Origin of the sequence: Nostoc flagelliforme FACHB-838 (genome assembly GCF_014698065.1) — a bacterium.
Classification (GTDB): Bacteria; Cyanobacteriota; Cyanobacteriia; order Cyanobacteriales; family Nostocaceae; genus Nostoc; species Nostoc flagelliforme_B.
In genome coordinates this window covers 1-23,873 of record NZ_JACJSI010000062.1, presented here as the reverse complement: position 1 = coordinate 23,873, position 23,873 = coordinate 1, and the positions used below count along the sequence as shown (strand labels likewise).

Genomic DNA, 23,873 nt, shown 5'->3' with positions numbered 1-23,873 from the left:
AGGATTAGTTACTCTTTATTTTGCCTTGTAGGTTCATCTTTACTAAAAATGCTTACCGAATTTGACACCACTTTACCCAGTATTAGACAAGTCCAAAACCTGATTAAACATACAACGCCAGTAGAGTTAAAGCTGCTGACTCAGGATGTGCTGACAGGAAAGGTTGTATGGCAAGATCCACAGTGTATTTGTATTGCTGATGAAAACAGTCAGCAAACCACCGTTTGGAAACAAGCGATCGCATACATCAAGCCGAAAACAAGTTAGGAGTGAAGAATTAAAACTCATAACTCATGACTCATAACTAATCAAGAACATTATCCATCGGCAGGAACTCTTTGAACGCTTCTGCCTCCCCAGCTTTCACCACTGGTATAGAAATGGGTACTGAAGTGGCGATCGCAAATAACTGTTGTAGTTGACTCAGACCTGTCAAGCCACCACATAATAATACTTGGTCGCCAACTCGCAAGTCCATACCGCCATCAGGATAGCGGATAAACTTGCCATCGCGCCGGATTGCTTGTACCTGTACTCCATATTGCTTGGCGATATCTAAATCTGCAAGGGTTTTACCAAGCGTTGGCGTATCTGCATTCACTGTAACCCACTGGCAAGCACTATTTTCTCCGGGAACAGCAGCTTGTCCCTTAGCGAATTCTGCTAAAGCCGCCAGTTCTTCATCTGCTCCCACTACCAGCAAGCGATCGCCTTCTGCCAATTTGGTTTGATTGTTGGGATAATCGATTTCATCGCCGTTAGCGCGGCGAATTGCCATTAAACTCGCTCCTGTTAAATAGCGCATATCTGCTTCTTCTATGCTCATGCCAATTAAAGGCGAATCAGCTGGTAAAGGATACCAGCGTTGATTTAGATCGCGAGTTGCTTGGCGCAAATCACGAGCAACTTCAGTCGCAGAACGCTCTGGCCGAAAATCTAAATAATGATCGTTGCGGATTTGTTGCATTCCCCGTTGGACGACAGTTGACGACAACAAGCCTAAGCTAGTTAATAAATGAGTTGCCATTTCTAAGCTAGCTTCAAACTCTGGTTGCACAACTTCTTTCGCTCCCAATTGATACAGCACCTCAATATTTTTATCCTGGGTAGCACGAACAACCAAATCTAATTCTGGGCGCAATTCCAAAGCGCGTTTCAAGCAAAGACGGGTACTCATAGGATCTGGAAGTGCGATCGCCATTCCTTTGGCATGATTCACCCCAGCAGTTTCCAAAACGTGTAAACTTACGCAATTGCCATAGACATAAGATATCCCAGCCTCACGCAACTGCTGAATTCGACTCTCTGATTGGTCGATTACCACCACAGGTATGTCGTGTTGCAGCAATAACTTCACCAAGTTTTTGCCGACTCGCCCATAACCGCAGACTACCAGATGGTCTTTGAAGGGCAAATCTTCCGACACATCCCGCGCCTCATCTTCTGCTAAATACGGTTTCAACCAGGGCATTGATTCGGCAAAGTTAAATAAAAATGGCACTAACCGCAATACAAATGGAGTAAGCATGAGAGTGACTGCGGTGGTTCCTAAAATTAATAAGTATATTTGTCGAGACACCAGCCCCAAAGACTGCCCTTTGCTAGCGAGAACAAAGGAAAATTCCCCAATTTGCGCCAGTCCCAAACCGGCAATTATGGCTGTTTTCAAAGGGTAGCGGAATAGTTTTACTAGGGGCGTGATAATTAAAAACTTACCTACGAAAACTATTGCCACCAAACCTAAAATCAATTCCAGGTTGTTCCATAAAAACACTGGGTCAATTAACATCCCAATGGCGGCAAAAAATAAACTGGCAAAGATATCTCGCAGTGGTTCAACATAAGTCAAGGTTTGATCGGCATACTCCACCTCAGAAATCATCAAACCGGCGACAAATGCCCCCATTTCAATCGATAGTCCCAAATACTCTGTTAACAGGGCAATTCCCAAACACAGGGCTACAACTCCTAATAAAAATAGTTCTCGGCTTTCGGTACGGGCTAACAGTCGCAACAAAGGCGGTATCAGCCAAATCCCTGCACCTACCGCTCCAGCAGCGAATAAAGCAATCCACAGCAGCGCTGTCAGCACGGCAATACCAATAGTTTCTGCTGGTTGGTTGAGGGCTGGTAAGACTGCTAACATTAGTCCTAATGCCAAGTCCTGTACCACCAAAATTCCCAACATTACTTGTCCGTGGGGCGTTTCAGTTTCGTTGCGTTCCATCAAGCACTTGAGGACAACCGCCGTGGAAGACAAGGACAGAATACACCCTAAAAACACCCCCTTTGCAGGTAAAGCTCCCCAGGCTCCGCTTAACCCGCACACCACAACTGTCACCAAAATCGTTAGAGCAATTTGGAGTCCACCGCCGCCAAGAGCGATCGCTTTTACCTTTTTGAGTTCCGCTAAGGAAAATTCCACACCCAAGGCGAATAACAAAAAGGCGACTCCGAACTGTGCCAGAGTCTCTACTTGAATAAGTTCTTTAATTAATCCCAGTCCGGCTGGGCCAATGATCATCCCGCCAATGAGATATCCAAGCAACACGGGTTGTCGCAAAAGCGCTGCCAACAGCCCACCACAGGCGGCAACGCCTAGAACTAAAACCAAATCAACAATTAGCCTAAAATCTTCTTGCACCAGTTTTAAAAGAACTATTAAGACCTATTAATTTAGGATACAAAGTTTTATGATTTCAAACAGCTTGTTTGGTGAAAGAGCGAGAGAATTTGCATATTGGGCATTGGGCAGGGAGCAAGAAGGATGTGGGGTAATAATCAATCAATCATGCGATCGCTACCTAGCCCAAAAATTATGTTTCTTAAAAGATGTTAGGCAAATCACCAAACTAAAACGGGTGGCGAAAAAAGCCAAAAAACAAATCACGAATTATACCTTACTTCCCACTCATAGCCCAGAGTTGATAAGCTTAAAAAAAATAACTGTTAAAAAATCTAAAAATTTTAGTAAAAGTACTCACTGCATTCGCCAGACTTGTATTTTTAGGTAAATGTAGTTTTTTAGATATTTGTAAAGTATCGGGGAGTCTAGTAGATGAAGATACTGGTATTGAGTTGGGAGTTTCCACCAAGGATTGTTGGGGGAATTGCGCGGCATGTCGCGGAGTTGTACCCAGAACTGGTAAAACTAGGATATGAAATTCACCTGATTACAGCAGAGTTTGGTCAGGCATCAATGTACGAGGTGGTTGAGGGAGTAAAGGTGCATCGAGTGCCAGTTCCACATAGCAACGACTTTTTCCACTGGGTAGTAAATCTCAACTTGAGTATGGGAGATCACGGCGGAAAGTTGATTTTGGAAGAAGGGCCCTTTGATTTAATTCATGCCCATGATTGGTTAGTGGGAGATGCTGCGATCGCTCTCAAGCATAATTTTAAAATACCACTAATCGCCACAATCCACGCTACCGAATACGGACGCTACAACGGTATTCACACAGAGATCCAAGGCTATATAAATGGTAAAGAAATTTTACTGGCTTACAATGCTTGGCGGATTATTGTTTGTAGCGACTATATGCGCCAAGAAGTAGAACGAGCGCTACATAGTCCTTGGGATAAAATCGATGTCATTTATAACGGTATCCGCGCCGAAAAGAAACAGCATCACGTAGATTTTCATGCTCTGAATTTTCGCCGCCAATTCGCCACAGACAATGAGCAAATCGTTTATTACCTTGGTCGCATGACTTACGAAAAAGGTGTACCTGTATTGCTCAATGCCGCACCTAAGATCCTTTCGCAAATGGGAGGTAACGTTAAATTTGTAATTGTTGGTGGCGGCAATACTGACCATCTCAAGCGCCAAGCCTGGGATTTGAGAATTTGGCATCATTGCTATTTTACAGGTTTTCTCTCCGATCAATACTTAGATAGATTCCAAACTGTCGCTGACTGTGCTGTTTTTCCTAGTCTTTACGAACCCTTTGGAATTGTGGCTTTAGAAAGCTTTGCTTCTCGTGTTCCGGTAGTAGTTTCTGATACTGGTGGTTTTCCAGAAGTGGTGCAACATACCAAAACAGGCATTGTGACTTGGGTAAACAATCCCGATTCTTTAGCTTGGGGAATTTTAGAAGTATTGAAAAATCCCGGATATCGGCAATGGCTGGTGGATAATGCTTATGAAGATTTACAGCGGCGCTTTAGCTGGCCAAAATTAGCCAAGCAAACCGATCAAGTTTATCAGCGAGTTGTACAAGAGCGATCGCAAGTTGCTTGGTAGTAGGCTAGCAAAACTGGGTTAATTTATGAGGATGTACTTGAAAAATGCTTTTACCATCTATCCGTGTGCATTGTATCTAAAAGAGAAGCGCTATAAAGGACACAGCGAATGTGAAGATTTTCGCACAGTAGCATAAAGAATTAATGATTACTCTGCGTTATTTTGCGTTAAAAAACAGTACAAGACCTGTACGCTGGAAATTTTACCCTCTCTAGTGCGACAGTTAAGCTAATGCGCGTTTAAATTGCATATTTTTCGTTGATACTGTCATTTGTTATTGATTATTTACAAAGGATGACTAATGACAAAGCACAAATTTCACGAATAAATAAGCAATTAAGATGCGTCATAGCCTAGCAATAATTGCAGTTTGTCCAAAAGCTTAGTATGACAAAGGCATTCCCAAGCATAGCAAGGCGCTTGAAAAATACAGGAATCAAGTTGTTGAAGATGGGAACCTCTCTAATAACCCGTTTTATCGAAAACTGGAAACGCTACTTCCTGGGTGACACTGTTGATGTTGATATCCGCCCCTCCTCCTCCCTTGATGTCCGTTCTTCCTTAAGGGGGCCAGTCCTGAGTTTGGGTGGAGGTGGCCCCGATGTCGATGATGCTATTCAGTGGATGATTAATCAAGTTCGAGGAAGTAGTAACTCCGATAGTAGAGTTAATGTTGTAGTTCTTCGCACTAGTGGTACTCACGATTACAATCGGCTAATTTATGCCATGAAGGGCGTAAACTCAGTGGAAACTCTTTTGGTTCGCAATAGAGAAGAGGCAAACAAAGCCGAGATTTTTGAAAAAGTCAGAAATGCTGATGTAGTTTTCTTTGCTGGCGGCGACCAATGTCAATACATCCGCAGCTGGAAAGATACTAAGCTTGAGGCTGCCGTCAAGTCAGTTTACCTTAAGGGAGGTGGTATTGGTGGCACCAGTGCGGGTGCAATGATCCAAAGTGATTGTGTCTATGATGCTTGCGCTTCTTCCGAAAAGGGCATTGAAACTAGAGATGCACTTGAAGATCCTTACCGAGACATTACTTTTACTTACAACTTTTTCAATTGGAGTAATTTGAAAGGAACTATCGTAGATACACACTTCGATAGGCGGGAAAGAATGGGTAGAATTATGACTTTCATTGCCCGTCAAATTAAGGATGGTGTATCTAGCAGTGTTTTAGGCATAGCGGTTAGTGAAAGTACATCAGTTCTTGTGGATAAAAACGGTTTGGTGAAAGTTATGGGTAGAGGTGCGGCGTACTTTGTACTTGGCAATCATCTGCCGGAAGTATGCGAACCCCGAACGCCTTTGACCTTTTCCAATTACAAAATTTGGAAAGTTCGCAGTGGCGACACCTTTAATCTTAAAAACCGACCAACCTCTGGGTACTATCTCAGGAGCGTTAAAAGGGGACGGATTGATTCAAATCCGTATTGAGTGGGGAGTGGGGAGCAGGGGGAGCAAGAGTGGAATAACTAATGCCCCATCCTCCATGCCCCATGCCCAAAGTTATATTTATTCGATTATGCAAATTAGATGTTTTCTAGCTTATTTTTGAGCAAGTCTAATGTATGAGCAGTGGATATTAACACAAAATTTAATCTTAGTACTTGAGTGTTGTGTTTTCAACAGTATTAATTCATACTTCAGATAGCTGTTGAGAAAATATTTGCAGCTTAAAGTAGCAATTGGCTCAAAGATTCTTGAAGCAAGTAGATATGCAAACCAAACAACTTGGTAATTCGGAACTTCACATTACCCCAATTGGCTTTGGTGCTTGGGCGATTGGTGGAGGTGGGTGGGCTTTTGCTTGGGGAACCCAGGATGACCAGGAATCGATCGCAGCGATCAATCGCGCTCTGGATCTGGGTGTTAATTGGATTGACACCGCAGCTATTTACGGTCTGGGGCATTCCGAGGAGGTTGTGGCTCAGGCACTCAAAGGTCGATCTAGTCGCCCCTACATCTTCACTAAATGCTCGATGATTTGGGATGAGAAGGGCGAAATCGGTCGCAGCCTCAAGACGGATTCTGTGCGGCGAGAAGTTGAAGCGAGTTTGCGCCGACTTGACATTGAAACCATTGACCTCTATCAAATTCACTGGCCCAACCCCGATTCAGACATTGAAGAAGGTTGGACAACTCTTTCTAAGCTTAAGGATGAAGGGAAGGTTCGCTATATTGGGGTTTCTAACTTTAATGTAGAACAGTTAAAACGTGTCCAAGAGATTGCACCAGTTACCTCATTGCAACCACCTTATTCACTGGTGAAGCGCGATGTAGATAAAGAAATACTACCTTTTTGTAAGGAAAATAACATAGGTGTAATTGTATATTCACCAATGCAATCTGGGTTGCTCACAGGAAAGATGACACCTGAGCGGATTGCCAATTTACCAGATGATGATTGGCGTAGGAAGAGTAATGAGTTTCAGGAGCCACGTCTATCTCGTAACCTGAAGCTGGTCGAGGTGTTGCAGCACATTGGTCAACAACACGATCGCTCACCGGGTGAGGTAGCGATCGCTTGGACTTTAAATAATCCAGCAGTGACTGCTGCGATCGTTGGCGCGCGCAATCCAAAGCAGGTAGAAGGAATTATCGGTGCTGGAGAATTTCGTCTTAATCAGCAGGAACTAGATGAGATTGCCACTTTCCTACGCGAGAATCCATAAAATATCTGATTTTAGGAGACTGGAAAAACCCACGCTTAGAGGTTGTTTGAAAAGTGCTTCGCTGTGACTTTAGACACTTTAGATCCCCCCTAACCCCCCTTTTTAAGGGGAAAACCGGAATCAAAGTCCCCCTTTTGAAGGGGGATTTAGGGGGATCTAAAATTTTTGATACCGACAAGAGGACTTTTCAAACATCCTCTTAAAAGCGTGGGATGGCAACCAAGGAAGCAGACAATTTATAGCATATTTCGAGGAAGATGAAGTAGACAAGCTGAGTCTCAAAAGCAAGTCTAAAGCGTGTTTTTCTTCTGTTAGCGCAGCGGGGCGTAGTCCATTCTGACTCCTGAATTATTCTTCAATTCACTTTGTCGCTATACCAATAATGTGAGGACTAACAATCGGCAATTGTGCATCAAACCGCTCATAATTGACACTGCTAAAACCAGCCTTTTCTAAAGCTATCCAAGTTTCTCTATCTGGATGACAACCATCACCTATCGCTTTCCAAACCGGACTAATTGTGTTTTGTAGCCTTCGCAATAAACTTCCTTCCGGTGCAGCAACGTGTTCAATAAATAAGAAGCGTCCACCTGGTTTAAGTACTCTTAAAATTGCCTGTAATGTATAATCTATATTCGGCACTGAGCACAAAACTAAAGTACTAATAACTGTATCTATGCTGTTATCTTCAGCATCTAACCATTCAGCATTTCCAATGCGGAGGTCGATGTTTAAACCCAGTTTTCGTGCTTGTTTTTTGAGATAGGAATGCATGTGTGGGTTCGGCTCAATTCCTATCCAGTGAATATCTTTAGGGTAATAAGGCAGGTTAGGGCCAGTTCCTGGGCCAATTTCTAACACTTTACCTTGAAGATTCGCAAAAAGAGAACGTTTGCGGTCGCTGACAATTTTATCATACGTGCCGCTACTTTGAGCCATCATCCAGGCGAAAAAACGCTTACCAAACTTTGCATTAATCTGATTTGGTGAATCTCCAATAATTTGGTTTACAGTCATCATCCATTTCCTAATTTTTGAGGCTATAAATTTGTGTCACAAGCAACCATTTATAGGCTTAAGATACGATACTTCATGTTTCTTAGACCTCATCCATTAGACTCACCCGATAGGATGATTTTTAATAATGCTCGGTTTTTGGATTTTAAACTTGAATTTGGTTTTGGAAAAAGGTTAAAGGTTTTTTCTTTGCCCTTTCTTATTCCCCTTTTCCCCTTAGCCGACAAATCTTGAGATGATTTGGATTAAAGATAACAAAGAGCGTTCCCCAATAGGGAACGCTAGATTTTGGTAAACTCTGTTAAGATAATATGAATTTAAAAGGAAAATTGCTAGTTGCTAAAATTAGGCATGGAGATTCGCTTGTTCCTGCAACCAAGGATCTACAGGTTGTCCATCCTTGCGGCGTAATTCAATCTCCACTACCATCACTTCTTTGGAACCAGGAGGCGCGGGTTTTTTATTGAAAATAATGTCATAATCTTCTGGATTGTGTTTGCGTTCTTTCAACCATTCCTGCACCTTAGTTGTGGCAAAAAATGATTGCCCTTGCTCAAACATTCGGGTAATCTGCAATTGCAATGTATAAGGATTTATGCGACCCATTTTTTACCGCCTTTGTTACGTGAATTTTAGAACAAGTAATCTGCTTGACCTAGATAATCTAATATTAGTGCGTAGTACTGACACCTGACACTTCGCGCACAGGTAGAACTTCCATATTCAACGCTCTACTAGTCTGTCAAGTTTAAAATCATAGGTAAGCAAGTTCATAGTAAGCACTAAAGTTCTTACTACAAACCATCATGTCAAAAAAATGACTGTATTCCCCCATTAAAGTTGTAGGTACAGCAGGGGACGAGAGAACGGATTTGTTAAGGATTATTCAGCATTTCTCTATGCCTCGACAACATTTAACTACTTAATTCTGTTATAGATTGGAGAGAAGCACGCCGCTTCAAAAACTGACCAACAGACCGAGATGGTTGTTATGAAGAGCAAAAATCAAGCTGTTTTCGCTTTAATTGTAAAAAGTACTATTGTGTTTTTACCCTTACTGCTATCCGCTGGAATTGCCAGTGGACAATCTACACCATCACCTTCCCCGGCACTAACTCCTACTCCGGTGTTATCGACTCAGGAACGGGAAGAATTAGCGCGACTAAGAGCAGAAAAGCGAGTTCAACAGCAAATTCAATCTGATTTTAAGAGCGCTTTTAGCCGTACAACTATTTTACTCGATGTTTGGCTAGTTATATTAAGTCTATTTCCAGTAGCAATCATTGGTTTATTATGGCTGCTGCGACGAGTGGTAATCCGGGAAATTGTTGATAGAGCAATGCAACAAATACGAGGCATGGAGGAATTGCAAAATCAGCTAACCACTGTTAAACAAGACGCTGAAAATGTTATTCAAGAAGCTAAAAAAATCAATTATGAATTAGAACAGGAAACGACTGCTTTACAACAAAAAATTAAAAATGAACAAGAAAATGTATCTATCTTGACATCTGAGCTAGATTTAGCTAAAGCACAGGTGTTAACTAGATTAGAAACTCAACTAAAAGCATCTCAAGAAAATGTAGAAAAATTAGAGTTAAAATTTGCTTCTGGGCTATCTAAGTTAGAGTTTGATGCTCAACAACAAAGAGATATAGCATTGAATAATCTAGGAAACTTAGCATCTATCATAGCAGAGGATTTGTCTAAGTTAAAGTTAGGTGTGCAACAACAGCAAGAACTAGCAGTTTATGATTTAGAAGTATCAAGGTCTGAGTTCACCTCTCAAGTTTCTAAATGGCAGTCTGATGCTGAAAAGCAAAAGGATATAGCTTTTGAAAGCTTAAAAAAATTGCAGTTAGACTTTGCTGAAAAACTATCTGGATTACAGTTAGATGCTCAAAAGCAGAAAGATATTACACTTGAAAATTTGGCAATATTCGATAAAGAATTGAAATTTCAACTATCTGAATTACAGGTAGATGCTCAGGAAGAAAAAAATAAAATTGTTGACAATTTAGCAGCATTGCAGTCAGAGTTTACTACTCAACTATCTGAACTACAAGTAGATGTTCAAAAGTGCAAAGAGTTAATCATTGGAAATTTAGAAAAATCTGGTTCTGAGTTTACTTCGCAATTTTCAGAATTACAATGGAATGTTCAACAACAAAAAATTCTGATTTTAGAGAAGTTGGAAAGATTAGAAACTGAGTTGGTCTCTCAACTCTCTGAGTTACAATTGGATGCCCAAGAAAGAAAGGATCTCATCCTTCAAGAACTAACTGAAATTACACCTGAATCTATCTTAGAGATGGTGAATTCTGAAGTTGAGGAAGAAATACAAAAACAACCAGAACAACCAGAATTTACTGTTGATGAATATGTACAACAGGGGGATGGGCTGTTTTCGCAAAGGCGTTATGAAGATGCGATCGCAGCTTACAATCAAGCGGTTAAAATTCAACCTGATCAACCTGTGGCTTGGTTAAAACGAGGTCTAACTCTGGGGAGGTTGAAACTTTACAAGGATGCGATCACATCTTATGATAGAGCTATTCAGATTCAACCAGATTATCATCAAGCTTGGTGCGATCGCGGCGTTGCTTTTGGTAACTTACAACAACATCAGCAAGCCTTTGCCTCATTTGATAAAGCTACACAAATCAAGCCTGATGATGCCATTGCTTGGTTGAATCGCGGTCTTTCCCTAGTAGCATTAGACCAATACGAAGAAGCAATAGTGTCTCTAGATAAAGCTTTAGAATTCCAACCCAATTCTCCTAAAATCTGGGATAAACGCGGTTACACTTTAGTAAGATTGGGACGCGATGATGAAGCGATCGCTAGTTTTAACAAAGCTTTAGAAATCAAGCCAGATTATGCTAGTGCCTATTACAACAAAGCAGCCTGTTACGCACTGCAAAGACAAGTTGACCGATGTTTGTTAACTTTGCAACAAGCAATTGAGCTTAATCCTAGGTATAAAGAAGATGCAGCAAGTGACCTAGATTTTGATGAGATTGCCGACGATGAGCGCTTTAAGCAATTAGTTGCAGAGTAAAAATCTAATTATTGGGTATTAGGCATTAGTTATTCCACTCATGCTCCCCCTGCTCCCCCTGCTCCCCCTGCTCCTCTTCCCCCCACTCCCTATTCCCCACTCCCCCGATTTGGATTTTGCTCCCCAGACATCGCTTTGAGTTTAGATGTAAAAGAGTCAGTGCGATCGCTTTTTTCGGGAGTAAATTGTCCAATTGGGGCATGAATAGCAGCAGGTGGGAGTAGCTTCGGCTGTTGTTGATAATGGTTTGGTGATGGATAAGGCAGTGGACTTTCTGGTGAAGTTTGCTTTTGGCTGACAGCAGACGATAGCTGAAGGGTTTTCGAAGAGGCAAATTTCCCAGATAGAGGGGACTTTAAGACAGTTTTATGATCTCTATCTTCCTGCTTCTCCTCTTCTTGACTCAAAGATGTCCTTGGTTCGGAACTGTTGAGTTGTAGAGTTGCCGTATTGCTGTATTGATAACCATTACGAATCTTAGCTGGTGGTAATTGAGGACTCGTTATCTCTACAGTGGGGTTTTTCTTAGCTAGCGATAGGCTTGGTGCAGGCGATGAGGTTAAGCTTTGGGGAAATTTGCTACAAATCATCCGTTCAAATTCCATGTTGAAATGATATGTAGCCTGATCCCGGCGCTGCCAAAATACTAATATTTGCTGCACGGAAACCGCTTTATAACGACCTTGATATAGCGCCTCAATCACTGCCAGGTGTAGCCAATTCAGCGGGTATTGCGCTTGCCAACGCTCAACTAGCTCATTGGCAGTATAGCCACTGAGATCAAAACTATAGTTAATTAATAAGGCGATCGCTAAGTTGGCAGAAGTATCTGGAAGTGTTGTTAACATGGGGCTATTAGCTTTCGGCAATAGGTCTAAAATTTGTCACCCATCGCATATTAGCCTAACGTGCTTTTAACTACATGGTTTTTTTTTCCACGAGTTACTAAGCCGATAAGCAATGTTTCTTATTCTACTTGTCAACCTCTAGAATGCAACCCTACATAGACAGATTTAATCGCAGATGTTCGCCCAATGGCAACTAATGCCTGATAAATCATTGCTGCAACTTCAGCGCGTGTTGCTTCCCGTAAAGGTGCAAGTAGTTTGGGATCTGGGTAATTAACGATGATTTTTTGTTGTGTAGCAGTAGCAACGGCTTTTCGGGCATAGTCGGGGATGGTATGGCGATCGCTATATACTTCTAAAACATCGCTATCAACCGCTGGTAGTCCCAGTCCGTATACTAGGGAGACAATCACCTGTAATCGTTGCACATTTTGATCGGGGCGGAAAGTGCGATCGCTAAATCCACCAACAAAGCCACCGCTAGCCGCGATTTGGATAGCCCTATAAGCCCAAAAATCCTTGGGTACATCTGTAAAATCAGGTGCCGAGATTTTGGGAAATGGATTAAAGGCGATCGCTACCAGAGATGCATACTGGGCGCGAGTCATGGATTTATCTGGCTGATAGTTACCATTGGCAAAAACATGAGTTAAATTCATGCTCACTAATGCCTGAATAAATGGTTCTGCCCAATGTCCATCTAGTTCGGGAGACGCGGGGAGAGGAGGGGAAAAGGGGAGCTTTTGAGATGGAGACTCTATTGGGTTGTCAGAAAAACTGATATTAATTGATACTTGATTACCTGGGATCAATTCAACCAAGCCTTTGATTAGAGAAGGATTGAATTGATTACCTACGGAAACTAGCTTTTTTGCGGTAGCATTATATAAATCAAATTCATTTTGGTCACGAAAAATATTATCACCGGGATCTTCGGTATTGCCTAAATCTGGGACTGCATTGCCATTGACTAATAAACCACCTTGGGTATTTTTAGTAATAAGATTTTGACGCAGCACAGGTTGGGCGTTGCGAGAAAGTGCGATCGCGGTGCGATTTTCTGATAATTTATTATTTGCGATCGCCGGAGCGGCAAAGTCACTAATTGCTATGCCCAAGGGGTTTCTTTGAAATACATTCTCTACTACTTCTCCCTGGCTATGGCCTGCCATCACTAACCCGCTAGCAGTATTTTGCACAAATACGTTATTTAAAATTGTGGGTTTGGCAGTACCAGTGGTAAACACACCTTCCCGCCCACAGTTGCTAAAAGTATTGTTAGCTAAAGTGGGTGCAGCCGATTCAATCCAGATACCAGTACCTTTGACTGACGGATTAGTGACAGTTACACCTAAAAGACTGGCATTATCTACCAAGAGCAGCGTAATATTCTGCATACCAAAGCTAGGGCTTTGATACTCGCCACTCCCGGAAATTACGATCCCTGCGCCTTTATTAGCTTCGTTACCCACCACTGTCGCCCCTCCAGGGATAACCAGTGGGAACACCTCATCATTGGCGCTGCTGTAAATCCCCGATTCCAGATGAATTATCGTGGGCATCTTGGTTACTTTTAAGGCACGGGTGAGGCTTTTAAACGGACTCAACCGTGAACCAGTATTGGTATCATTCCCTGTCATAGGGTTGACATAGAGTGTGACAACGAGGATAGAGTTCACCATTGATAGTTGAGAGTCAATTGTTTAACTATGACAATCATAAATAACACTACTTGTAGCAAACTTTTTCAAAGTAGTACCTTTGTGCGTAGAAAATATATCCACGTTACTTTTTCTTGTAAGTGGAGTATGCATACATACAAGTTATAGACTCTCACTGTGGTGGGAAAGAATGCGAGGCTCCGACTAGAGTGTTGACTCTGTGCCTTTTTAAGGGATAAAAATTCATATAAAATTTGTGTAGTCATTGCGAACAAAGCGAAGCAATGACAAAAAATATATTTTTCACTCTCGCAAAAATAGCATGAACCGAAAATCACCAAATTTCATCAAAAAACCTTTTTAAGGGGGCAATCTCAAAAGCCCCCAACTTCAGTTATGGGGAATGCATTACACATTCCCATCTAAGACTGTTCCTTCTATATTGGCTCCATCCAAATTTGCGCCGCTCAAATTTGTCTGGTTCAAATCTGCTTGAGTGAGATTTGCCTGGGATAAGTCAGCTACAGTCAAATCTGCACCACTCAAATCAGCTCCATCTAGATTTGCCGCTATCAAGTTTGCTTCCTGCAAATCCGCGTCACTTAAGTTAGTTTCAATCAGTTTAGCAACCGTCAAATCAGCCTGACTTAAATTAGCTCCTTCCATTGCGGCTCCATCCAAAATAGCTCCATCTAAAATAGCTCCGCTTAAATTGCTACCACTGAGATCAGCATTGCTCAAATCTGCTCCATTTAAATCTGCCTCAATCAAACTGGCTTGGGCTAAATTAGCGTGACTTAGATTAGCTCCATCTAAAATTGCTCTATCTAAAATTACGCCACTGAGATTGGCTTCCCTTAAGTTTGCCTCGCTCAAGTTGACACCAGTAAAGTCTCTGACACCTGCGGCATAGTTTTTCAGGAGTTGATCTGCTTTCATATCTGTCGCTGTGCTAAGGAACGTTTAATTGATTACCCAGACAAGCAGCAAATCCTCAGCACGCGCTACTGAGAATAGATGTGGTGAATCAAACTAGAGTGGATATTTAATTGCTTTTATTCATTATAGCCATACTCAACTACTGGCGCTACTACCTAGAGTTATGAGTTACTTTCATACTTAAGACGGATGTTGCTGATCTTAAAAATTTAAGCATTAGTGCAAAGCGATCGCTATACTCAATTGTGGTGTTCGTCTGGCAGAGGTTATGGCAAAACCAATTCGTATTCTTTTGCAGACTACGATTCCTACGACTGAAAATGACTGGAGTATTTTTCGTTTCTCGATGTTACAAAATTACTTAGCATCAATTCAAGACGAAGCAGGAAACTCCTTATTTGAAGTTACAGGACGTGATTATGAATCAGATGCAGTCGGTGGCGATCCAGTTTTAAGTAGTCTGGATAAATCAGATTTTGATGAACTTTGGCTATTTGGCTTAGAGGTGGATAATGGTTTAACCGAAAAAGACATTGCCGGAATTAATGCTTTTCGGCAACGCGGCGGTGGGATTTTGACAACACGCGATCATCAGGATATGGGCTGCTCGATGTGTGGTTTAATTCATATTGGTGATGTCCACTATTTCAACACCAAAAATCCCGATCCCGATGAATCTCGTTGGAGCCGAGATGACTCATACACAACTTATATCTCCTGGCCCAACTATCATTCTGGAGCTAACGGCGATTATCAAAAAATTACCATTGTTGAACCCATTCACGAACTTTTAAAAAATCCTAATTCACCTTCAGGAAGTATCGAGTTTTTCCCAACACATCCCCATGAAGGCGGTATTGGCGCACCTGTGGGCAATGCAAACGCACGGGTAATTGCCCTGGGTAAAAGTTTAGTTACAGGTCGTAACTTCAATTTGGTTGTAGCGATCGAGCATCATCAAGATAAGCAGGGAAATATATTAGGACGAGCAGTAGCTAACTCCAGCTTTCATCATCTAGTAGATTACAACTGGGATATTAATAAAGGCTGTCCCACTTTTGTAGATGAGCAACCAGGAGATGGAATGAAAAAAGAGCCGCGTGCCTTAGAAGATATCAAAACCTATGTGCGTAACGTCGCTTTCTGGCTAGCAAATTGATTGAAATTGAAATATTTCCAGCGAGTTTTGATGTTTGTAGTGAGGTACACCCGTAGGGGCACGGCATGCCGTGCCCCTACAACTTGCTTGTCCAATACAGACTTAATCCCGGATTTCTCACCACACCTCGAATGGAGGAGTAATGAGTAGTAAGTAAGGAGTAAGAAGTTGTGAGTTAAAAATTTTACTTATTACCCATTACTTATTACTCATCATCAAACACAAAGGAGCTTGTGAGAAATGCGGGTTAATGCTGCAAGGGTTGGGGTTTACGTTTCCCCGCCAACCACTACATCTCGAATTCTCAGACTAGGGCCACCACAACCCACAGACAAGCCGTTTTGTCCTCCTTTACCACAACCGCCAGATTCATCCCAGTAGAAATCATCACCAAGTGCCTCAATATCCGCTAAAGTTTGGAATACATTTCCTGAAAGCGTCACATCCCGCACAGGTTCAGCAATTTTGCCATTCCTAATCATCCACGCTTCCCCAGCACTAAAGGTAAACATTTCCCCATTTGTCATCCCACCCAACCAATTACGGGCATAAACCCCTTCTTTGATATCAGTGAATAAGTCTCCAACTGGTGTTTTACCCCGTTCAATCCAAGTGTTTGTCATCCGCACAATAGGGGTAAAGTGATAGTTTAGACAGCGAGCGTTACCCGTAGGCGCTTCTTCCAATTTGCCAGCGGTTTCACGAGAATGTAAACGTCCAACTAAAACACCATCTTTAATTAGTTGAGTAGTAGTAGCAGGCGTGCCTTCATCGTCGTAAAAATAGCTCCCGCGATGTCCCTCTGGAGCCGCACCATCAAAAATTTGCAATTCTTCTGGGCCAAACCGCCGTCCGATGGTCATCACTTCCAGCAAATCGGGATTTTCATAAGCCATGTCAGCCTCAGAAAGATGTCCAAAAGCTTCGTGGACGAATAAACCCGTGAGAATTGGGTCAATGACAACGGTGTAAGTATTGCCTTTGACCGATGGCAGAGATAAAGCAGCGATCGCTCTTTGAGCGGCACCTTTTACCTGTTCATCCAAATCAGTTAAATCTTCGTAAGCTTTGCGAGAGCCATTAGTTTCCCGTCCAGTTTGTACGGTTTCGCCATTTCTGGCGGTGGCGGCAAAGCGCATTTCCATATCCACCCAAGATTGCTCGATTAAAGTGCCTTCTGAGGTAGCAATGATCACTTTTTGGGCGCTGTCACCGTAACGCACCGAGGTAGTGGTAATCCGGCGATCAACGCTTTTGAGCAATTGGGCATAGCGATCGCACAATTGTTTTTTTTGCGAGAGCGGGATATTTCGCGGGTCTGCACCTTTTAGGGGGAGAATGCACACTGCTTGCACCGGGTCAATGGGTGCAAGTAAAGTTTCTTCATCTCCAACCATCCGCGCAGCAGCGATCGCCTCTTCTATCCGATCCTGGATTGTCGCCAATTGGTTAAAGCAGCTCAATCCCCATCCACCTTTATAACAAGCGCGAATATGTCCACCAATGGAGATGCCTTCACTGAGAGTTTCTACCTTGTCGCCACGCAACAAGATATCAGTCCCTTCTGCTTCTTCCAGGCGAATCATCAGATAATCTACACGCCCTGAGTAACGTGTGATCAGGTCAGAAAGTAAATTTTGTGCGTCAGCAAGTGTAGTCGGCATTTCCAATTAGTAACAATGACGAACTGCATTTATTTTGCAATTAATTGGGGAACTTCTGCTAATTAATATCGGGGTTGGGGCAATACGGTTCGGTTAACAAAGTTATCTGTTGAGGCGAGCAGGAGGAGAAGAGAAGCAGGGGAAGAGAAATTGCTTAATAATAACTCTCTTTCCTCCCCTGCTTCCCCTGCCTCTTTTCAATGCCCTATGCCCAATCTTTAGTACTTCTCAGTTACGGTGGGTAAGAACTAAATGATGTGCTAAGGTAATTAAGTGAGAATAAAATTCGGTTACAGCGTTTGTTTTTAGTATTGACAGGCTTTTCCCTTTTGGTCTTAACAAGCTTGTCTCCGAAATCTAAATCTCTACACACCTATGATTTTGGAGATAACGCATGTCAATTTATGTAGGTAATCTATCCTACGAGGTCACACAAGAAGACCTCAATTCTGTATTTGCCGAACACGGTACTGTAAAACGGGTTCAGTTGCCTACTGACCGTGAAACAGGACGTCCACGCGGCTTTGCTTTTGTAGAGATGGGTACAGAAGCTGAAGAAACAGCTGCCATTGATGCTCTTGATGGGGCTGAATGGATGGGACGCGACCTTAAAGTTAATAAGGCTAAACCCAAGGAAGATAGAGGTGGTTCCTTTGGTGGCGGCAACCGAGGCAACAGTGGTGGTGGCGGTGGATACAATCGCTCACGCTACTAAACTTTAATTAAAACAGCAAAAGTCTCTCAATCGGGCTACGAAGTTCTAGAGGCTATTGTCGATGAATTGAAAGAGCTTATACTATGCCGCCTAGCGGTTGGTGTTTGGTAATTCAAGATCAAAAATTAAGTTTTAACGTCTTAAGGGCAGAATCATTATCTGCCCTTTTTGCGCTCCGGTCTACTGGATGGCTTAAAATTGCCCAGTACCAATTAAGTAGGAGATGAAGATGACCCAAGTATTTGTGGGCGAAAATGAAGGAATTGAGTCAGCCTTACGTCGATTTAAAAGGGAAGTTTCCAAAGCAGGAATTTTTCCAGACATGAGAAAGCATCGTCACTTTGAAACGCCTTTGGAAAAACACAAGCGCAAAGAAGTGGCAAGGCACAAACAACGCAAGAGAAATTTCCGTAGTAATTGATAATTAGCAATACCTACGGTGAGCTACGCTAACGCACTCTCTCATTAGATTCTTAGCTGTCGAAGAGGCGATCGCTATACTCTGAAGTAGAATCTAATGAGTAAGTTTTGACCTTCGGCAACCTTTCCTGCCTTTCTGCATCAATCAAAGGTTACAGGGGTAAGTAGCTAGAAAATGAGTCAAAAGAGTTGATAACTAAATAATTAATAATTAAAATCAGTGATAGTTTACTACTCTTCACTGTCTTAACTTCACCATTAAGTAAGTCGGTGAAAATAAACCTAGCTATATAACAGAATGTAAAATCGACATAAGCGTTGCGATTGCTTCATTACACTTCATTACACTTCGTTTCATTCGCAATGACATAGCGTCAATTATTTAAGCTGTTCTACTTAAATCATTGTATCAAAATGATTGCACAAAATTCAAAGCAAAAGTCAGAGCAGAGGAAGCCTCTGCTCTGACTTTTGTAAAAGAGTGTCTTTATTTAAGAGACTTCCAGTTAAAAAACATCCCATTTTAGGAGCGCAAGACCTTGTACCCTTACAAGTCTACAAATAATTTGGGATAATTTATTTTTTGTAAGTCCCTTAAATCCCCTAACTTTAGTTATGGGGATTCACTGTTAGCTGATAACTCTTAAGCATTATATTTCACTCGTAAATAGAGATGTACTGACCCTAGTTTTATTTTTTGTACAGTCTGATTTACGAGCTTTCAGAGCTTTTTTCTCCCTGAGAAGAAAGAGAGCGAATTAACTCCCGAATTACATCAGTTGCTGGTCTTCCCGTTATTGAACAGTATTGTTCAAGCTTTTGTGCTTCGCTTGAGGTGAGATTGATTGTCAGTCGTTTAGCAGCCCATTTTTTATTCATGTATTAGACAAGCTATGTTTTTAAACTACTTTTCTAATATCAATCATCTAAGCTGCTATTACAATGGTATAATCAATGACATTTAATTTAAGTAATCATGAAGTTGGATAGGATCTTTTTCTAAACAATAGTGAAAAAGCTAAGTATATTTTAAAGCATAAAGTTTAGCTACTTTCCGGGCAGTAATTATAAATAAAATGTAAAAGTAGTATTAAATTATATCAACACAAAATAAGTATTTTTACAATACCTTCCAAAGAAAGGCAGGGAGCAGGGGGCAGAAGGAAGAAGTACAAAAGCTTTAGTTCTGGGTCATTGCCCCAATACTTCTCGGTTAAAGGTTAAAGGGGAAGATGGGGTTCCCTCTGGGGATAAGGGGCGGGGGGAAAGGGGAAGAAAAAACCTTTAACCTTTTCCCAAAACCCGATTCCGAATTAAAAATGCAAAACCCTAGAAGTATTGGGTCATTGCCCAGTCAAAAAAATTGGATTGAGGCGGGTAGTGCAAGATACAAAGCGCGGAGGGCGAGAAACTCCGTCTTTGCTCCTTGCTACAATCCTACGTTTTTAAATATGGGTTCCTTCTGCCTCCTAGTCACTGAGCAGCCAAAGTGTGCCTCCCCTCCCTTCTTTTGCTTCCTGAATCAAACATTGCTGAATTTTGAATTCTGCTTCAATTTTATTTTTTACTTAATTGATGTTACTTTTTAATAAGTCATGTGCTAATAATATATCCGCAGCATTTTTAATCAGATCAAATGATATTCCTGACCTTTCTGCAATATCTAAGAGAGTATGGTCGCCATCAGATAAATTTAAAACCCACAATATTGCCATTTGATTTAGTTCGCTATCTTTGTGACCACCAGTTACGCGATATATTCCTCTTTTACCTAACTGTGGCTCACATTTAGGATTCTTATTGTAATAGATTTCGTTATTGTTGAGGATATACAACATTGAATGACATTGCAAGAATGACTCGGCAAGATATTGGGGTTGAACGAAATTTAAATCATCTGCTGAGGTGTGGTACTCGGGAAAACTACCATGAGGCGATCGCATCAAGCAACCTACAGCTAAATTAAACCCAGGTGAGCAATATTGTCGCTCATCGTAGCCATAGGGGAAAAAATCTATAATTTCATAATCCTGTTTTGAGTTTTTGAGTACATAAGCAGCAACTTTATCAATTTCAGTGTTTGCTCTACGGCTTTTTTTGTAAGTAAATTTACCGGAATCTCCTAAACAAGTTAATACCAAACCATGTTTAATCTTATTGACTTTAGCTTCGTTGAGAGCCAACCATGTAATTGAGCCAATGGTTCCGGGAATCCAGATAAATCGATAAGAATATCTTGATGTAGTTTGACTTAAGTATTTAGCGATAAAAGTAGCGATCGCAATTCCCGAAAGATTATCATTACAAAGTGAAGGATGACAGGTGTGGCAGGAAATTAAGACTTCATCGCTACTTTCTCCAGGGATAAAATACTCACCATAAGTCAGATAACCAGGTTCGAGGGAAGAATCAATACATACTTCATATTCTTCATCTTTTAATTGTAAATACTGATTGTGACTGAGACAAAAACCCCAACTTTCCTTGTAATATGAAGTTCGGTAAGGAATCCAATCAGGGTGTTCTGGAAGTGTAAATAGATGTAATTTAAGTTCTTGAAGAGATAATTTTTGATGTATGGGAATACTATAGTTAACAACGTGTAAATTTGAATTAGTAAAATCTACAATCTTTTCACCTTGAGAGTTTTTAATATAGGCATCTTTAATATTCCACTCTTTAGGAATTGTCCAATCAAATACCTCTGTTCCTGTTGGCACTTCATGAATTGATAAAGGAATATGCTGTTGGATAATTTTTAAAGTTTCTCTAAAACCATTACCTGTAATACTACGGCAAATGGGATATAAATTAGAAATTAGTTCGTAAAGTTCTAGACTGATATCCTTGAGGTTAAAATAGTTTTTTAGCTCAACTAAATTAATATTCTGAACTCCATATGCAACCATAAGTAAAATCCTTGTTACCTGGTGTATTCAATCTCTTGTTGATGTTCTGTATACCAATCTACAGTCAATTCCAAGCCCTTCTTTAGAGGAGTTGAAGGTTGCCAACCCAGTTTGTCGTATGTATAAGCCGTATCCGCTACTCTGATCTTTTCCATTGGCCGCTCAGGTAAAGCGCCAAATAGAGGCTGGATTTGAGGATTGACCAGATTAACAAGCTGGGACACAACTGCATGAATGGGTACTAGTTCTCCCGAACCTAAGTCGAATGTACAGCCTTCTACACTGGGAACTTGTATTGCAGCGAGAAGTCCTTCAATCACGTCATCGATATAAATCCAATCAACTTGACGCTTTCCACTACTAAGTTTTGGAGCTTGCCCTTGTAACAAGGAAAGAATAACAGAAGGAATGATCTTATACGCATTTTGCCCTGGCCCATAGGTCATAAAGGGTTTAACAAGAACTACAGGTGTCTGATAGAGTCGATGAAACATCCGACCATAAGTACTACTAGCCAATTTAGCAATAGCGTAAGGAGAAGAAGGAATTACTTCAGGATGATTTAGTTCTGGTTCCTCTAAAGAAGCGATCAACACAATGCGACTACAGCCAATTTCGGCAGCTACTGTCAATAAGTTAATAGTACTAGTCAGTAGACTGTGAAAGGTAGGCAATATGAACTCTAGATTAGGAACTGCTGTGACAAGACCAGATAAATGGAAGATGACGTTAGGTTTAATGCTGTGGAAAAGGTTTTTAACAAACTCAATGTTCTCCATGTCACCGTGCCACCATCGCAAGCAGCTTATATCAGAAGTGTGAAAACTGCGAGAAACAGCGTGTACTTCTGCACCATTGTGGCATAAATGACGGACTAAATGAGACCCGAGAAATCCACTAGCACCTGTAATCAGTATTCTTTGTCCACCCAATTTTTCAACAGAGTTTACCATTTATTGCTCACAGACTAAAGTTTGGAAAGCAAAAGTTTTTTTACAAGAGATTGTTTGTTGTAGACAACGACAATGTATCAGTAATCGGGCAGAAGTCAGTGCCTCGTAAGAAGTCGCCTAAAGAAGTTCCTGTACAAGCTGAATCAATATTTGGCGCACCCTGTTGAGCGATCGCATCATCAAGGTGTACAGTTCTAAAGTCAATACTGAAACGAGTATAGCCTGATGTGTTGGGAACAGTTGAGTGCATCTGCGCTCCTGAAAAGAGAATCATGCCACCAACTTGTGTAATCAACCGCAATTGCGGCTCCATTTCTAAAGTTTCTTCCGCATGGGGTTGCTTGCGCGTATCTGTTTTAATATGCTGTGCCGCATTTTTGCGACTTTCTTTATTCCACTCAGCGTAGTCATAATCCCTGGAGCTATTTTTAACTGGTTGACTCCAGTAGCGGGGATGGAATGCCATTGCATTCTCTGGGGTAATATCGTAGACAGGAACCCACCAGTTGATCTGGCACAGAGGTGCAGAGTACCAAGTGTCACGATGAGGATGAAAAGCGTAAGCAATGCCAGCAGTCAGATAGCGATCGCTGGTTGCTGTTCTCAGGCGAGGTACATCAAAATAGGTTTTGTTCAAATCACATCCACTTTCCTTCAAGATGCCTTGAATGAGTTGTTTAGATTTAGGATGATGGATAAAGGCTGGCTTGAGTTGTGCTAAAATCTCAACGTATTTCTCTACAGGCAGACTATGTTGGGCTTCTCTGGGATCTAAAGGGGCAAATGCTTCTTCAACCATGCTACGAGCAAAATTACATAGAGCGATCGCACTGGCGCAAGTAGAGAAGACAAATATTTCCCCATTGTAGAGATGCTTGCGTCTGATTTCATCACTAAAAGTCGAATCAAAATAAATTGTATTCACTTCCCTCCTCATCTGCTATTACAAAGTTTGAACACATTGTTGAGTATAAAACTCAAAATTAATTTTTTAAAATTCTGATTTTCTCTGTCTCTGCGCCTCTGCGTGATACTAATCCTAACTTCACTCAGCAACTACATATTTTTAAATTGCTCTTCTAGCGGTTCTCGGTTAAATGAGGTACAAGAACCCCACCCCCAAACCAATACGGTTCAGTTAAGGCTCAAAAGCTTATGAGTGACGTTAAATTTCGGAGCTTCGACTCGTTGTCCAGTACCTCTGTGTTTTGTTTTTTTAGAACGAAACTTTGATACAGGTCTTTTTACAACCCTGGGATTAGTACGGTGAACGCGTTCGGGTAACAACGTATCTAGGATTTCTACAATTAACCAATTGAAAAAAAGGGTAATTCTTCTTGCTGTAAGTGTTGAAATTTAGGAATAGCACGACGAATTACCCGTAAAGTTCCTGTAAAACTCAAACGTAATGGCGCAACCCCAGCAGCCGTTGCAGCTTGAAACATTAACACTCTGACTGACCAATGTCCTAACAGCCAACCATAAACTTCTTGCACTACTTCGCGTGGTTTTTGAGAACGAACATGGGTTTTTCGCCCCAAAAGATGGATTTTCAATTCATCAATCGTATTTTCAACTTCCCAACGCTGGTGGTATTCTCTAGCTA

The 23,873-nt window shown here is 41.5% G+C and carries 19 protein-coding genes and 1 pseudogene; 8 read left to right on the top strand and 12 right to left on the bottom strand.

The annotated features are described in order from the left end of the window. Positions 1 to 48: 48 nt before the first annotated feature. A complete protein-coding gene (locus H6G97_RS24235; RefSeq protein WP_190943186.1) occupies positions 49 to 267 on the top strand; it encodes an Hfq-related RNA-binding protein in 219 nt (72 codons plus the stop codon). Positions 268 to 304: 37 nt separating this feature from the next. On the opposite strand, the gene H6G97_RS24230 is transcribed toward H6G97_RS24235, so the two are convergent. Further along, positions 305 to 2,644 carry a cation:proton antiporter domain-containing protein gene (locus H6G97_RS24230; protein WP_190943185.1) on the bottom strand — a complete coding sequence of 780 codons (2,340 nt, stop codon included), beginning with the start codon at positions 2,642 to 2,644 and terminating at the stop codon, positions 305 to 307. Between the two features lie 414 nt (positions 2,645 to 3,058). On the opposite strand from H6G97_RS24230, the gene H6G97_RS24225 reads away from it, so the two are divergent. The 3 genes from H6G97_RS24225 to H6G97_RS24215 all read left to right on the top strand — a co-directional run bounded on the left by H6G97_RS24225 (position 3,059) and on the right by H6G97_RS24215 (position 6,921). Further along, entirely contained in the window at positions 3,059 to 4,246 is a 1,188-nt protein-coding gene (locus tag H6G97_RS24225; RefSeq protein ID WP_190943184.1) for a glycosyltransferase family 4 protein, read from the top strand. 387 nt (positions 4,247 to 4,633) lie between these two features. Continuing rightward, positions 4,634 to 5,683, top strand: a complete 1,050-nt coding sequence (locus H6G97_RS24220) for a cyanophycinase (protein ID WP_190943183.1) — start codon at positions 4,634 to 4,636, stop codon at positions 5,681 to 5,683. A 281-nt stretch (positions 5,684 to 5,964) separates the two neighbouring features. After that, on the top strand, positions 5,965 to 6,921 hold the full coding sequence (locus H6G97_RS24215; RefSeq protein ID WP_190943182.1) for an aldo/keto reductase: 957 nt from the start codon (positions 5,965 to 5,967) through the stop codon (positions 6,919 to 6,921). A 360-nt stretch (positions 6,922 to 7,281) separates the two neighbouring features. Here H6G97_RS24215 and H6G97_RS24210 read toward each other — a convergent pair whose 3' ends face one another. Together H6G97_RS24210 and H6G97_RS24205 are read right to left on the bottom strand one after the other, a co-directional pair. Further along, positions 7,282 to 7,941, bottom strand: a complete 660-nt coding sequence (locus H6G97_RS24210; RefSeq protein ID WP_190943181.1) for a class I SAM-dependent methyltransferase — start codon at positions 7,939 to 7,941, stop codon at positions 7,282 to 7,284. A 342-nt stretch (positions 7,942 to 8,283) separates the two neighbouring features. Beyond that, on the bottom strand, positions 8,284 to 8,544 hold the full coding sequence (locus tag H6G97_RS24205) for a hypothetical protein (protein ID WP_190943180.1): 261 nt from the start codon (positions 8,542 to 8,544) through the stop codon (positions 8,284 to 8,286). Between the two features lie 385 nt (positions 8,545 to 8,929). On the opposite strand from H6G97_RS24205, the gene H6G97_RS24200 reads away from it, so the two are divergent. Beyond that, complete coding sequence (locus H6G97_RS24200) at positions 8,930 to 10,999, top strand: tetratricopeptide repeat protein (RefSeq protein WP_190943179.1); 2,070 nt, start codon at positions 8,930 to 8,932, stop codon at positions 10,997 to 10,999. An 89-nt stretch (positions 11,000 to 11,088) separates the two neighbouring features. Here the strand turns inward: H6G97_RS24200 and H6G97_RS24195 are convergent, their stop codons facing one another. The 3 genes from H6G97_RS24195 to H6G97_RS24185 all read right to left on the bottom strand — a co-directional run bounded on the left by H6G97_RS24195 (position 11,089) and on the right by H6G97_RS24185 (position 14,447). Then, entirely contained in the window at positions 11,089 to 11,847 is a 759-nt protein-coding gene (locus H6G97_RS24195; RefSeq protein ID WP_190943178.1) for a hypothetical protein, read from the bottom strand. Between the two features lie 131 nt (positions 11,848 to 11,978). Continuing rightward, a complete protein-coding gene (locus tag H6G97_RS24190; RefSeq protein WP_190943177.1) occupies positions 11,979 to 13,529 on the bottom strand; it encodes a DUF1565 domain-containing protein in 1,551 nt (516 codons plus the stop codon). Between the two features lie 387 nt (positions 13,530 to 13,916). After that, positions 13,917 to 14,447, bottom strand: coding sequence for a pentapeptide repeat-containing protein (locus H6G97_RS24185; RefSeq protein WP_190943176.1), 531 nt, complete (start codon positions 14,445 to 14,447; stop codon positions 13,917 to 13,919). A gap of 268 nt (positions 14,448 to 14,715) precedes the next feature. Between H6G97_RS24185 and H6G97_RS24180 the strand changes: the two genes are divergently transcribed. Continuing rightward, entirely contained in the window at positions 14,716 to 15,606 is an 891-nt protein-coding gene (locus H6G97_RS24180; protein ID WP_190943175.1) for a hypothetical protein, read from the top strand. A 269-nt stretch (positions 15,607 to 15,875) separates the two neighbouring features. On the opposite strand, the gene H6G97_RS24175 is transcribed toward H6G97_RS24180, so the two are convergent. Further along, positions 15,876 to 17,270 (bottom strand): TldD/PmbA family protein, encoded by a 1,395-nt coding sequence (locus H6G97_RS24175; protein ID WP_190943174.1) that lies wholly within the window; start codon positions 17,268 to 17,270, stop codon positions 15,876 to 15,878. Between the two features lie 394 nt (positions 17,271 to 17,664). Here H6G97_RS24175 and H6G97_RS24170 point away from each other — a divergent pair, with 394 nt between their 5' ends. Further along, on the top strand, positions 17,665 to 17,985 hold the full coding sequence (locus tag H6G97_RS24170) for an RNA recognition motif domain-containing protein (RefSeq protein WP_190943173.1): 321 nt from the start codon (positions 17,665 to 17,667) through the stop codon (positions 17,983 to 17,985). Between the two features lie 229 nt (positions 17,986 to 18,214). Further along, the gene (gene rpsU, locus H6G97_RS24165; protein WP_190943172.1) at positions 18,215 to 18,406 is read left to right on the top strand and encodes a 30S ribosomal protein S21; all 192 of its coding nucleotides are present in this window, start codon (positions 18,215 to 18,217) and stop codon (positions 18,404 to 18,406) included. Positions 18,407 to 19,116: 710 nt separating this feature from the next. Here the strand turns inward: rpsU and H6G97_RS24160 are convergent. The 5 genes and pseudogenes from H6G97_RS24160 to H6G97_RS24140 all read right to left on the bottom strand — a co-directional run. After that, positions 19,117 to 19,284, bottom strand: coding sequence for a CopG family transcriptional regulator (locus H6G97_RS24160; RefSeq protein ID WP_190943171.1), 168 nt, complete (start codon positions 19,282 to 19,284; stop codon positions 19,117 to 19,119). Between the two features lie 689 nt (positions 19,285 to 19,973). Continuing rightward, the gene (locus H6G97_RS24155) at positions 19,974 to 21,314 is read right to left on the bottom strand and encodes a DUF4910 domain-containing protein (RefSeq protein WP_190943170.1); all 1,341 of its coding nucleotides are present in this window, start codon (positions 21,312 to 21,314) and stop codon (positions 19,974 to 19,976) included. 14 nt (positions 21,315 to 21,328) lie between these two features. Beyond that, positions 21,329 to 22,267, bottom strand: coding sequence for an NAD-dependent epimerase/dehydratase family protein (locus H6G97_RS24150; RefSeq protein ID WP_190943169.1), 939 nt, complete (start codon positions 22,265 to 22,267; stop codon positions 21,329 to 21,331). A gap of 40 nt (positions 22,268 to 22,307) precedes the next feature. Then, the gene (locus H6G97_RS24145; RefSeq protein WP_190943168.1) at positions 22,308 to 23,192 is read right to left on the bottom strand and encodes a phytanoyl-CoA dioxygenase family protein; all 885 of its coding nucleotides are present in this window, start codon (positions 23,190 to 23,192) and stop codon (positions 22,308 to 22,310) included. A 382-nt stretch (positions 23,193 to 23,574) separates the two neighbouring features. Beyond that, positions 23,575 to 23,873: pseudogene (locus H6G97_RS24140) on the bottom strand (IS4 family transposase); the annotation flags it as partial.

Coding starts and splice junctions, on each gene's coding strand:
- H6G97_RS24235 (WP_190943186.1), top strand. CDS start 49: ATGCTTACCGAATTTGACACCACTTTACCCAGTATTAGACAAGTCCAA.
- H6G97_RS24225 (WP_190943184.1), top strand. CDS start 3,059: ATGAAGATACTGGTATTGAGTTGGGAGTTTCCACCAAGGATTGTTGGG.
- H6G97_RS24220 (WP_190943183.1), top strand. CDS start 4,634: ATGACAAAGGCATTCCCAAGCATAGCAAGGCGCTTGAAAAATACAGGA.
- H6G97_RS24215 (WP_190943182.1), top strand. CDS start 5,965: ATGCAAACCAAACAACTTGGTAATTCGGAACTTCACATTACCCCAATT.
- H6G97_RS24210 (WP_190943181.1), bottom strand. CDS start 7,941: ATGATGACTGTAAACCAAATTATTGGAGATTCACCAAATCAGATTAAT.
- H6G97_RS24205 (WP_190943180.1), bottom strand. CDS start 8,544: ATGGGTCGCATAAATCCTTATACATTGCAATTGCAGATTACCCGAATG.
- H6G97_RS24200 (WP_190943179.1), top strand. CDS start 8,930: ATGAAGAGCAAAAATCAAGCTGTTTTCGCTTTAATTGTAAAAAGTACT.
- H6G97_RS24195 (WP_190943178.1), bottom strand. CDS start 11,847: ATGTTAACAACACTTCCAGATACTTCTGCCAACTTAGCGATCGCCTTA.
- H6G97_RS24190 (WP_190943177.1), bottom strand. CDS start 13,529: ATGGTGAACTCTATCCTCGTTGTCACACTCTATGTCAACCCTATGACA.
- H6G97_RS24185 (WP_190943176.1), bottom strand. CDS start 14,447: ATGAAAGCAGATCAACTCCTGAAAAACTATGCCGCAGGTGTCAGAGAC.
- H6G97_RS24180 (WP_190943175.1), top strand. CDS start 14,716: ATGGCAAAACCAATTCGTATTCTTTTGCAGACTACGATTCCTACGACT.
- H6G97_RS24175 (WP_190943174.1), bottom strand. CDS start 17,270: ATGCCGACTACACTTGCTGACGCACAAAATTTACTTTCTGACCTGATC.
- H6G97_RS24170 (WP_190943173.1), top strand. CDS start 17,665: ATGTCAATTTATGTAGGTAATCTATCCTACGAGGTCACACAAGAAGAC.
- rpsU (WP_190943172.1), top strand. CDS start 18,215: ATGACCCAAGTATTTGTGGGCGAAAATGAAGGAATTGAGTCAGCCTTA.
- H6G97_RS24160 (WP_190943171.1), bottom strand. CDS start 19,284: ATGAATAAAAAATGGGCTGCTAAACGACTGACAATCAATCTCACCTCA.
- H6G97_RS24155 (WP_190943170.1), bottom strand. CDS start 21,314: ATGGTTGCATATGGAGTTCAGAATATTAATTTAGTTGAGCTAAAAAAC.
- H6G97_RS24150 (WP_190943169.1), bottom strand. CDS start 22,267: ATGGTAAACTCTGTTGAAAAATTGGGTGGACAAAGAATACTGATTACA.